Raw genomic sequence first — 11562 nt, 5'->3', positions numbered from 1 at the left:
CGTCGGGCAAAGAGCGTGCCAGTGCATCACGAAATCCTTGAACTCGCGCTCGGCTCGGCGCTCCGATGCATAATTGCCGGCTTTCGGCGCGCGATTCGATCCCTCGTTTGACGATCCGATCGATTCAACTCGCCTGTTTTTGTACTCCTTCTGTACTCCTGAAGCGTACACTTTTGAATCATAATAGTTCGCTTCCGTCGGCTTCGCGAGGTCTATGCCTCAGAAGTTCAAGCTCAAAGGAAGGGCGTATCTCGCCGACCACTTCACCGCGATGATTGCGCACGTCGAATCGTGAGTATGGAGCGAGCGCGCGCAAAGCCTCTTCGTCGAGCAATCCGAGTTGTCGCAAGGTCTCGATGACGACGGGTGGACGGGCACGTCTATCTTCACCATCTTCGATCTTCAATGCGATGCCTAGCCCGCGCGGCCACCTCTCGCACGGGAGGACGCCCGCCGTGTACACCCCTTCGGCCCCGACCTTTGACACGACCCGTCCTTTGCTTGCGCGGATCACCTCCGTATCCAACCGTTCACTCGTGCCACCGATCATCTCAGGGTAAGTGAGCATCGCGCTTACGATACGATCGCAAGCCATGCGCGTTCGCGCATCGAAGTTGGATGGTGGCGCGACGAGTCGCGCGTACATCAGCGCCATGGCGCGCACGGTAAGTCCGAAGACCGGCACGCCGCAGCCATCGATCCCGACCGCGATATCTTCGACCGGCACGCCGGAGAACTGTTCGATGACCTTGGCGATCAAACGCTGCGCCGGATTGCTCGGATGATCGTAATCTTCGACCGAAGCGCCGAGATGGCGGGCGAGCGCGATCATCCCGATATGTTTCCCTGAACAGTTGTTCTGCAGGACGTTTGGACGTTCGCCACGTCGGCGCAGCTCCTGTGCGACCTCGCGGCTGAATGGCTCATGTATGCCGCAGCGGAGGACGCCTTGATCGAGCCCCACTTTGCGCAACATCGCGGCGGCAACCTCGACGTGAATCTGTTCGCCGCTGTGAGAACCGCACATGAGGGCGATCTCGCGCGCGTTAAAGCCAAATCTTTCCGCCGCGCCTGAGGCGACGACCGGGATGGCTTGATGCGGTTTAGCTGAGGAACGAAGATAAGTGACGATCCTTTCGGGCGAACCGATCCGAGCGATGACGCGCCCTTCGCCATCTACGGCGATGATGTGACCGCGATGTCTCGATTCGGTGATCGAACCGCGCCGCACCTCAACGAGCGATGCGGGAGGAGGTATGGAATGGTTTTCGTTCGTCATAAGCAAACATTCATCAATAACGCGGTGGGATTTCCTCGGCGTACAGGCGCCGCCCTCTCCAAGTGACGCCGATGCCCGTCGTGATCCTTATCGTCGAGTTGAGCAGAATGGCGCCGAAGAGGGCGAAGCCTAAGGGCGCCGTCAGCGCATAGAGTATCGGCACATCCGCCCATAGGTCGACGGCCATGAAGATCGCCACCTGAACCGCCCACGAAAACGCTGCCGGAACCCAAATCGCTGCCGGTAGATCGCCTTTCAACAAAGCGGTCAGCGTGATAAGGGGAGGAGCGATGCCCAACAGGAACGTTAGAAACGCACCTGCCGTCCCTTGTACAGGGCGATAGCCGACTCCGGCGAACAGATTTTTGCTGAAGCCTTCCCAAATCTCGCGCAAATTCGTCTGCATGCGCGTGCGCACAAGATGCGGAGCATATTCGAGGCGAAAGCGCGCCCCTGCACGCTTCAGCTTTTCCGCCAAACGCAGGTCTTCCGCCACCTCGTTACGCACGACACTATAGCCGCCGAGCCTCTCCAAAATCTCACGTTTGATCAAGAAGAATCCTCCAGCAGCGATGGCCTCACCATGGCGTGGGTCGTTGACGCGATAGAGCGGGAGCATGACCATCAGAATCCATCCGAAGACCGGCATGAAGACGCGCTCCCAGAACGAAAGGCAATCGACGCGCGGGATGAAGCTCAAGGCATCGAGACTACCGCATCGCGCGTGAGCGATGGCTTCGCGCAACGCTTCGGGCGCATAGAGCATATCGGCATCGGTCGCCAATATCCATTCACCGCGCGCGGCCTGCAAGCCTTGCTGCAACGCATGCGGCTTGCCGATCCATCCCTCAGGCACCTCCGCCCCTTCGATGACGCGCATGCGCGGATCGCGCGCTGCAAGCTCGAAGAGGATGGCCTTCGTCTCATCGGTCGAACGATCGTCGATGGCGATCAGCTCGAAATTGCCGTAATCCTGCGCCAACATCGAACCGATGCTCTGCCGCAAGACGCGCCCCGCTTCGTTTCGACAAGGAACGAGTATGGAGACCGACGGCGCATCGGATTGTTTCAAATCGATCTCATCGAGCACGACGAGAGGCCGTTGTCCCTTGCGCGCGCGCAAGGTCAAAATGGCAGCCGCGATCCAAGCCAATAACGTAAACCAAGAGATAACGGCAACCACTATTAACCACACTAAACGTTCCCCCAATTCGGCGAACGATCCTCCGACGCATCTTACAGTGAGGGCCGAACTCGACCGAACGATGCGCGTTAAGGCTAAGGGTAACTTATCCCCCTTTTTTCCCGCAACGCACCGGAGATCGACTATCGTCGATCATCATCAGGTGGCGTAAAAAATCTTGCGCCATGACGTGTGCGGTGATCGATTGAAACGGCTTCTTCTGTGCGGCACAAACACTGCCCTGTCAGAAAGGCATGAGGAAACATGAGCTGATTCTCCGCGCCTTCTACTCTTTTCTAGCTGCTCTTCAGCACCACGGCGGCGGTTCAAGAACCTGTTGCGAGCGATCGGGCGCGCATTCTCGCGTTGATCAAAAAGCTGAAAGAGAAGAGGCGGAACAGGCGGCAATGGAGCTCTTTAAGATCGGTCCGCCTGCGGTGCCGCTGCTGAACGATTTTCTACGGAAGGAAAGGGGTTGCCGTCCGCGCGTGTTGGCCGCGCAATTGCCCATAGAACTTGCGCCGGAGAGCGAAGCGATCGTCTCCAGCATGCTCGATGAAGAATCCGTGTGAGTGGTCGCCGGGCAGAGATGTGATCGTTCGCCGTCAGGCCGCTTTAGTGCTGGTGGGCGCGGCGGTTGGGATCAGAGCGCTCGCCGGATTGCTCGTAAGAAGAGCACGTTCGAAAGACGCAGCGCCGCTTTCGCATTCGACGATCTGACGGAGCGTTTGGATGGTCGTCCTCCGGAGATCGTCGCCACGCCCGAGATGCTCGCCGCGACGAAAGAGGCTTTGCCCACTCTGGCCCAAGCGCTCAACGATATGGACGATTATGTCCGCTTGATCCGTTTACAGTTGAACCTATTTGCCCACTCTGGCCCCAGCGTTCAACGATGGGGACGAGATCGTGCGCTGCATGGCCTTTGAATCGCTTCCCCGCGGATGCGGGCGGAATGCAGAATATATAGCGGCGGCAGCATTCGCGGTCATCGCTTCCCCGCGGATGCGGGCGGAATATCATCCCACTTGATGCCAGTCCACGTCAGCACATCGCTTCCCCGCGGATGCGGGCGGAATATCATCCCACTTGATGCCAGTCCACGTCAGCACATCGTTTCCCCGCGGATGCGGGCGGAATATCATCCCACTTGATGCCAGTCCACGTCAGCACATCGTTTCCCCGCGGATGCGGGCGGAATATCATCCCACTTGATGCCAGTCCACGTCAGCACATCGTTTCCCCGCGGATGCGGGCGGAATTAACTTAATTCGCATATTTCGCAGCAGGTCTGCACGCTCTGTGGCAATCTGATGCAGCCGTTTGAAAGCGACGGTTCCGAGTGCGCCACCCGCGGTATTGGCCGACGTGATCCCATGAAGAGAACGAAGCGCGGAACTTAAGTCAACACGCGCGGCGCGGCAGTTGAGCAATCGCCTTGTGGGTAAGCTGTGTGGGGTTAGTTTGGTGGGCCGTGCAGGGCTCGAACCTGCGACCCGCTGATTAAGAGTCAGCTGCTCTACCAACTGAGCTAACGGCCCATACAAATTATGCGAAGCCTCTTCGATGAGTGTCAAGTTATCCCACACCCGAAACGAAGCTTCCCCGCCGCGAGGTTTTCCCGGAAAGGTTTCCGCTCATGGTTAGAAAGGTTGCGCCTGATCTCATCGCCCTGCAGCTCGCAGCACGTGTGATCGCCAGGCGGCTACGAAGGCTGCCCCCTCTTCACCGCACCGCAAGCTCACAAATCGCCTCGCCGCTGGATGTACTAGAACAGAGAGAATTCCCCCAAAAAAGGGGCAAACTGCAAGCTCACCAATCGCCTCGCCGCTAGATGTACTTCGAACGCCGATTAAGCGAGCGCGTCACCATCTTTTGGGAAGTGAGGATAGCGAATCCGAACGTTCGCGAAGGCGTTTCATTTACTCGCACCGTTCTGTGGGCAAAAGCTGCGTGCGTTCTATGCTTGAACATGTGAGATCGCCAAAGGGTCGAGCGATCAGACGAAAGCGCGATGACCGGTTGCCGCCGCAGTGTTTAGAAAAGTTCGAGCGATTGACAAACGGCGTCTTTCGATCGGGGCTTGAAGGGGCTCCCATACATCTATCGCCGAAGATGAATTGGAGAGCGCTCCTGCATTAAGCTTTTTGACGCTAAACATGCTTCGCTCTCCAGAGACATGGCGTACAAGCTTCGCCCTTCACCGGAGATTATTGGAGAGCGCACTGTAAGGATGCAAGTCGCCGGCGGTACATCTATCGCCAAGCGCAGACCCATGACTAGAGAGATCCCTGTAAGGATGCTCTAGCGCAAGAGCTCTTGGACCAGCTCTTCGGCTCCGTAAATTTTGCGCAACGCTTCGATCATGCCGCGCACATCGACGGCGATAGCGCGGTTTTGTGTGTCGTCGTAAACGAAATTTCCGACCAGCGACTGAATGTTGCCATCGAAGATCAAGCCGACCAACTCGGCGTTGCGGTTGATCACGGGCGAGCCGGAATTTCCGCCGATGATGTCGTTGGTCGAGACGAAGTTGAACGGCGTGCGAAGATTGAGCGCCGCTTTGCGTTCGCTCCACCGCGGTGGCAGTTGATACGGCGTTTTGTTGCCGTGCTGCGCCGCGCGTTCGTACAGCCCAGCGAAAAAGGTGAATGGCGGGATGAACTTACCATTCTCCATGTAGCCCCTGACCGCGCCGTATGACAGGCGAAGAGTGAAGGTCGCATCTGGATAGATCTTTGTCCCCTCTTTCTCGAAGAGGGCGCGGGCGATCTTCGCGTAAGCTTCTCGTTCGACGCCTACCACTTCATCTTCATAACGTTTGCGCACGGCGCGCGCTTCGGCATCGACGGCGCGGGCCAGCTCGATCATCGGATCCTTTGATTCTTCGATAGCCCGACTGCCGCCCGCCGCAAGCTGCTTGCGATAGGCAACGTCTTTGAGCTTCGTGCCGCTCACCAACTCGGCGGCGCGTTCCTCGGGCGTCTTTCCGGCCAACACTTTCTGGACCACCGGATTCGCCGCTCCGAGCTCGTCGCGCATGAAGCGGAGCGAAGCCGCCAGCTTGATCTGTTCAAAGTCGTCGTAGATCGGAGCGGGTGAGTACAATTGCAGTTCAAGCGATTCGCGCCTCGCCGTCGTGTATTCAGGCAAGCGTTCGGCGTCGGGCTTTTCGTTCTCTTCTGCCAAACGGACGAGCGTGCGCGCGATGTCGAAGAGTCTAGAGTTGAATCCCCAGCCGCCTTCGAGGAAACGGCGCTCGCGTTCGTACGAAGCTAGACTGGCGCGCGCGCGCGCGATCGCGTCCCATGCATCTCCATACTCACGCTGCCGACGGGCATCGGCGGCGACGAAAGCGCGCAACGCCGCTTCGGCCTCTCTCTTGCGCGCGATGATCTTAGGATCCTTCAAGCCCTCGAGCTGTCCGCGTAGCGCCTTCAAACTGTTCTCCACGCCGAACAGATCCTCTTGCGCGCGCCGCGCTTGCTCCTCACCTTTGCGACTGTACTCGAGCAGGGCTGCGCGCGTCACCTCGAGCCAGCGAATTAGCAACGGCAAACCGAAGTCGCGCAAGTACTCGAGGTGGGCCACCGTATTCAGCCTTTGCGTTGAACCCGGATGTCCCGAGACGAAGACGAGTTCGCCATCGCGCGCTCCGGCGGGCGACCACTTCAGGTAGTTTTCGACATGTGCCGGCTGCCCGTTTTCGTAGACGCGAAAGAGGGCCATATCGAGACAGTAGCGCGGATACGTGAAGTTATCCGGATCGCCGCCGAAGAAGGCGATCTGGAATTCGGGCGCGAAGACCAAACGCACGTCTGTGTACCGCTTGTAACGGTAAAGGTTGTACTGCCCGCCTTGGTAGAGCGTCACGACGTCGCTGCGCAAGCCGGTCTTCTCCAAAGACTCTTTTTCGATCGCGGCTATCGCCGCTCGACGCGCGGCGTTCGCTTCCGCCGGAGACATGCCCGGCTTGACGGCGGCGTTGACTCGATCCGTCACGTCTTCGATATCCACCAGCACGTTGAGTTCGAGATCAGGCGCCCTCAATTCTTCGGCGCGCGTCCGCGCATAGAACCCTTGCTTCACCAGATCGCGCTCGGGCGTGCTCAACTTCGCCAACGTATCGGAAGCGATATGATGATTGGTCAACACCAACCCGTCGGGCGAGACGAAAGATCCCGACCCGCCATTATTGAAACGAACGGAGGCGAGTTGCACTTTGCGCAACCAAGCATCGGTTACTTCAAAACCGTAGCGCCGTTTGATCTCAGCCTTTGGCACGTTGTTGAACGGCCACATGCCTTCGTCGGCATGGATGACCGGCGAAAGGCTCGACAGCCAAATAAGTGCGATGAGAAATAAGGACCAAGCCCTTTGTGATCTCATTTTTCCCCTCGATCGAAGAAGGTCTCTGAATCTTTCGGGGAGCGAGGCTAGAATAGCACAGTTTCGAGAAGACAAACCAAGCTTTGATCTGCGATAGGCTGATCTGTTCGATGATGTCGAGCGACTTCTACATGGCAACGGCTCAAGCCTCGCCCTCACAGAGTGGTATCCCACGGCCCGAATGTGGCATCCTTTAGGATGAGAGAACATGAATTCGAGAGTCGTCACTTCTATGAAACCGTTCATCAACCTTCTCTGCGCGGCATCTCTATTTTGGTCTGTTGCAGCGCGCGCGCAAACTACTCAAGCCACCTCGAAGACGCAAGGGCGCACAGAGCAGGGGCGCGCAGAAACCTTTGATCTGGCCGAGTACGGCGTGGTGATCGAACCTGATGCCCGATTGATCGCCATGATGGTAGCGCTCGAGGCCGCCGGATTCGATCCTGAACCCGGGGCGCCGTCGGCCTTTCGCGCTGCGGTGCGCCGCGATCTGGTCAACCTCGATGCGGAGCTACGCGCGCGCTTGCGTGGATTCTACGAACGCCACAAGCTTCCCGCACCAGCGACCCCGGCTGAGCAAGCTGCACGCTATGTCTCGCTGGCGCTGGCTCTCGGTGGACCACCCGATTTCGAGGCTCCCGCGAAGACGGACGATCTTCCCGCCGAGGTCGTTGAACTGCTCGATTTCGCGCCGCTGCTTCGCCAGTTCTACAGAAGATCGGGGCTGGAAGAGAATCTGCCGAACTACCTTCGCACATATCGCGTGGCCGCCGAGCGATTGCGCGCGCCGACGGCTGAGATGGTCCGCCTCGTCCTCTCCTACCTTCACACGCGCCCGGTGACCGAAGTCATCGAGCGCGTCCCGGAAACCGACCAATCTATGCAGAACAAGGGCAAGAAGGCTGGACCAGCTTTTACCACGCGCGTGCGCCGGCGCACGTTTCACGTCATCCCGGATCTATTGGCCGCTCCGGAGACGATCAACTTCCGCATCATCGGCGACGATTATTACGCGATCATCCCTTACAACATCAATCCGCTCCTGTCAGAATTGCGGCGCGCTTACTTGCAGTACGTGCTCGACCCCTTGATTGTCCGCTTCGGTCGTGACATCGCGGCGCGGCGCGAGGCCATCAAGCAGATCATAGACTCGCGCCCGAATGCGAAAGAGAGCAAAGCGCCCGATCTCTTTTTCGCCGTCGCGCGCTCGTTGGTCATCGCCGCCGACGCGCGCATCGACGAGATGATCAAGCTCTTCGCCTTGCAGCAGGAGATGAGCGCGCGTTACAAACGCGCTTCGACGCCCGCTGAGCAACAGAGGATCCGAGAAGAAGCCGACAAATTGCGCGCAGCGATCGCCGATGAGACGACGGCGCAACTGGCCGAAGCTTATGAGCGCGGGGCGGTTCTCGACTTCTACTTCGCCGAAAAGCTGCGCGATCTGGAAGGTTCCGGCTTCGATATCGCCAACTTCTTCTCCGACATGATCGCCTCTTTCGACGCAACGCGAGAGATGCGGCGTCCTGCCGAATACCGCGCCGCGCGCGAGCGCGTCGCCTCACGTCGCGTCGAAACGGCGCGCGCAAGCGAGGTAGCCGAAGATGCGCGCCGCGCATCCTTGATCAAGGATCTCGCCGAGGTGGATGAGCTGCTGCGCCTGCGCAATTACGTCGCGGCTGAAGCTCGATTGAAAGAGATGCTCAAAGAGCATCCGAGCGAGCCGCGGATCTATTTCGCGCTCGCGCAAGCGGCGAGCCTCGCGGCGGAAGACACGACAGATGACGAGGCGCTCGCCGAACGGCTCAATCGCGCGCTGGCGAACTATCGCGCCTCGATCGAACATGCCTCGCCTGAAAGAGACGGCGCCCTGCTCTCGCGGGCCCATACGGCGATGGGGCGCATCCTCGCCTTCTTCGAACGCGATGACGAAGCCCTACGCGAATTCGACGCCGCGATCAAAGTGGGCCAAGTCGTCGGCGGCGCTTATCAAGAAGCCCTCACGGCCAAAGCCAATCTGTTGGCGAAGAAGAGGGGCACAACGCCGCAGCGCTGATGCGCTCATCGAAGTTCGGGCGCCACAAACTCGAACGCGGGCGAAGACAAACGGATGTTGGGCCAGTAGAGTTCGACCGGCCAGCGGAAGGTGAACGCGCGATCGAAGTCAAACCCGCCTCTTCGCTCTGGCGTGGCTTTGATCGTCAGCCGTTGTTTGTTGCGGACGATCGTAAGCGTCACCTCGCCATCAGCCTTGCGGTTGATCGCGCGTGTAAGAGATGCGGCGTTTCCCACCTTCTCGCCATCGACTTCGACGATGACGTCGCCGGCCTTGAGTCCAGCGCGATCCGCCGGGCTGCCGGGTTCGACCGAAGTGACGAGCACACCTTGACCTTCAGCGACGCCGAAGTAATCGGCCAACTGTTTAGTCAAACTCTCCGTGCTGATGCCCAAACGACGGGTCGCGCCGATGCTGACGATCGCGTTTCGCAAGCGCGCCATCTCACCCGTCAAATCCTGTAACCCGCGCCGTTCGCCCAAAGTGACGACGATCTCTTGCTCTTTGCCCTCACGCAAAATGGTTAACCGCGCCTGATGTTCGGCGGGCGATTCCTGGATCAGGCGCGTCAGCTTGCGCGTGTTGGTCACCACTTCGCCGTCGTAACGTAAGATCACGTCCCCTTCGCGCAGCCCGGCTTTATCGGCGGGGCTTCCTTTGATGACCTCAGTGACGCGGACGCCGCGCGGCTCATTCAACCCATAGCGCCCCATCTCATCTCGCGTGATGTCTTTTGTGAACACGCCGAGATAGTTGCCGCCGATGGTGATCGCCACTTCGGGTCCAACCTGCTGGGCCCTAACAGCCATCGGGAAAAGGATCGAAACCAGAAGAGCAAACGCTTTCCGCCTCATCGTTTGATCCTCCTCAGGACAAGCAAAGAAGTGATCCGTCGCTAGATTACTACACGCAGTTAGAGGGAGTGCCGTTCCAGAATTAGTTTGATGTCGGGCGAAAGCCCGCGCGTTGACTGCTGGCCCTTCAAAAAAGCGCCCCGATGTTGTATTACAAATGGCGGCGAATTCACGGGACGAGGGGAGAAGATCCTTGAGCGATCGACAGGCGGCGCGCTCGTTGAAGATCCTCGATCTCGGTTGCGGCAAGCATAAGACGCCGGGCGCGATCGGGATCGACATCAATCCGAAGACGGATGCTGACGTCATTCATGACCTCAATCAATTCCCTTACCCTTTTCCTGACAATGAGTTCGATCTGATCATCGGCAATCAAGTGATCGAGCATCTCGCGGACATCCCTGCCGTGATGGCGGAACTTTATCGGATAGCGAAACCGGGCGCGCGCATCATCCTCGAAACGCCGCATTACACGGACGTTGCCTCTTTCTGCGACCCGACTCATCGCCATCATTTGACGAGCGAATCCTTCTCATACTTTTCGGAGAAGAAGAAACCGGAGTTCGCCTTCTACAGCGACATCACGCTGCGGACGCGCGTGATTCGCATCACATTGCTCAGATTCTGGCGCCTGCTCGGTTTCGAACTTCTCATCAATAGCCCCAATCGCTTTCCTTCGCTGCGCTTCATTCGCCGCTTCTGGGAGGCCTACTTGAGTTTCATCATTCGCGGCAAAACGCTCCACTTCGAATTCGAAGTGATCAAGGATCAACGGCAAAAGTCCCCAGCGCATGATGAGAGCGCACCTTGATGGCTATCGATTCAAACGACCGCACTTCGGACGTAGATCTCGCGCCCATCGCTCATCTCGACGGCCAATTTCCCTTCGGCAGAGGCGAGATCCAGATGGGCGATCGTCTCCGATAGGGCGAGGAAACGTTGAGCTTCGCCGACATCAGGGAAGAGCGCGAATGAAAGCTCCCACGCGGTCGCGCCCCGTTTCGGTATGAGCCGCAACAATTCCTTTTGGCGCTCGCGTAACTGGCGCAGGTAGCGGTTGAAAAGCTCCTCGTAATCGTTGATCGGCTCACCATGCCCGCCATAAACGAGCGTCGGCGCGAAACTGCGCAACCGCGCCAAGCTCACCAGATACTCTTCGAGCGAACGGAAACGACGCGAGCGGTCGATGGGATCGGGCGCGAGGATGGGATTAGGGGTGATGCGCTTCAAAACGCAATCGCCGGCGATGACGGTGCGATCCGCTTCACGCAAGAACGAACACGAACCGGGCGTATGCCCCGGCGTGTGAATGACGCGCAGCGAGCCGGAGGCGAACTCTAGCTCTTGCTCATCTAAAAGCTCACGGCACTGGCCCGGCTCGAGCGGATCGGTGTAACGGCGCATACCATCATAAAGCCCACGCATCGCCTCGACCGCATCCGTTGGCACGCCCGCACGCAACAGCAGCGCGCGGTATTCCTCATAAGCTAAACGCGACGCCAGATGGCCCGCCTCCCATAAATGAACGTGAACCTCCGCGTCAGGCGCCTCATCGAGCAACCTGCGCGCCAATCCGCAATGGTCCTCGTGCGTATGCGTGAGTACGATCCGCTCGATGTCCAAGAGGCGCACTCCGGCTCGACGCAAACCCTCGCGCAAAGCCTCGAGCGCTTCGGGCGTCTTCGGTCCCGTGTCGATCAAGGTCACGGGATCGTCCAGGATGAGATAGACGTTGACCGGTCCAATCTCGAAAGGCGTCGGTAATGTGATCGGATGTATGCGCATAAATTCGGGCTCTCGCCGAGGA

9 protein-coding genes and 1 tRNA gene are annotated in these 11562 nt (G+C 58.7%); 4 read left to right on the top strand and 6 right to left on the bottom strand.

Features of this window, described 5'->3' with window-relative positions:
- Positions 1 to 178: 178 nt before the first annotated feature.
- Both PYK22_RS14315 and PYK22_RS14310 read right to left on the bottom strand, forming a co-directional pair.
- Positions 179 to 1279, bottom strand: a complete 1101-nt coding sequence (locus PYK22_RS14315; protein WP_041978326.1) for an asparaginase — start codon at positions 1277 to 1279, stop codon at positions 179 to 181.
- A gap of 13 nt (positions 1280 to 1292) precedes the next feature.
- Positions 1293 to 2462, bottom strand: a complete 1170-nt coding sequence (locus PYK22_RS14310) for a glycosyltransferase (protein ID WP_162199865.1) — start codon at positions 2460 to 2462, stop codon at positions 1293 to 1295.
- 407 nt (positions 2463 to 2869) lie between these two features.
- On the opposite strand from PYK22_RS14310, the gene PYK22_RS17675 reads away from it, so the two are divergent.
- The gene (locus PYK22_RS17675) at positions 2870 to 3034 is read left to right on the top strand and encodes a hypothetical protein (RefSeq protein ID WP_157770903.1); all 165 of its coding nucleotides are present in this window, start codon (positions 2870 to 2872) and stop codon (positions 3032 to 3034) included.
- 156 nt (positions 3035 to 3190) lie between these two features.
- Complete coding sequence (locus PYK22_RS17670; RefSeq protein ID WP_157770902.1) at positions 3191 to 3388, top strand: hypothetical protein; 198 nt, start codon at positions 3191 to 3193, stop codon at positions 3386 to 3388.
- A 536-nt stretch (positions 3389 to 3924) separates the two neighbouring features.
- Here the strand turns inward: PYK22_RS17670 and PYK22_RS14295 are convergent.
- Both PYK22_RS14295 and PYK22_RS14290 read right to left on the bottom strand, forming a co-directional pair.
- Positions 3925 to 4000, bottom strand: a tRNA-Lys gene (locus PYK22_RS14295).
- 763 nt (positions 4001 to 4763) lie between these two features.
- Entirely contained in the window at positions 4764 to 6848 is a 2085-nt protein-coding gene (locus PYK22_RS14290) for a S46 family peptidase (RefSeq protein ID WP_041978320.1), read from the bottom strand.
- Between the two features lie 208 nt (positions 6849 to 7056).
- On the opposite strand from PYK22_RS14290, the gene PYK22_RS14285 reads away from it, so the two are divergent.
- Positions 7057 to 8901, top strand: a complete 1845-nt coding sequence (locus PYK22_RS14285; protein ID WP_162199864.1) for a hypothetical protein — start codon at positions 7057 to 7059, stop codon at positions 8899 to 8901.
- A gap of 5 nt (positions 8902 to 8906) precedes the next feature.
- Here PYK22_RS14285 and PYK22_RS16980 read toward each other — a convergent pair whose 3' ends face one another.
- A complete protein-coding gene (locus PYK22_RS16980) occupies positions 8907 to 9755 on the bottom strand; it encodes a PDZ domain-containing protein (protein ID WP_060635705.1) in 849 nt (282 codons plus the stop codon).
- 193 nt (positions 9756 to 9948) lie between these two features.
- On the opposite strand from PYK22_RS16980, the gene PYK22_RS14275 reads away from it, so the two are divergent.
- Entirely contained in the window at positions 9949 to 10566 is a 618-nt protein-coding gene (locus PYK22_RS14275) for a class I SAM-dependent methyltransferase (RefSeq protein ID WP_211197721.1), read from the top strand.
- Positions 10567 to 10577: 11 nt separating this feature from the next.
- On the opposite strand, the gene PYK22_RS14270 is transcribed toward PYK22_RS14275, so the two are convergent.
- Positions 10578 to 11540 carry an MBL fold metallo-hydrolase gene (locus PYK22_RS14270; RefSeq protein ID WP_041978316.1) on the bottom strand — a complete coding sequence of 321 codons (963 nt, stop codon included), beginning with the start codon at positions 11538 to 11540 and terminating at the stop codon, positions 10578 to 10580.
- Positions 11541 to 11562: the final 22 nt, after the last annotated feature.

The organism is Pyrinomonas methylaliphatogenes, assembly GCF_000820845.2.
GTDB lineage: Bacteria > Acidobacteriota > Blastocatellia > Pyrinomonadales > Pyrinomonadaceae > Pyrinomonas > Pyrinomonas methylaliphatogenes.
The sequence above is the reverse complement of the archived record's forward strand: the minus strand, read 5'-3'. Positions and strand labels throughout refer to the sequence as shown.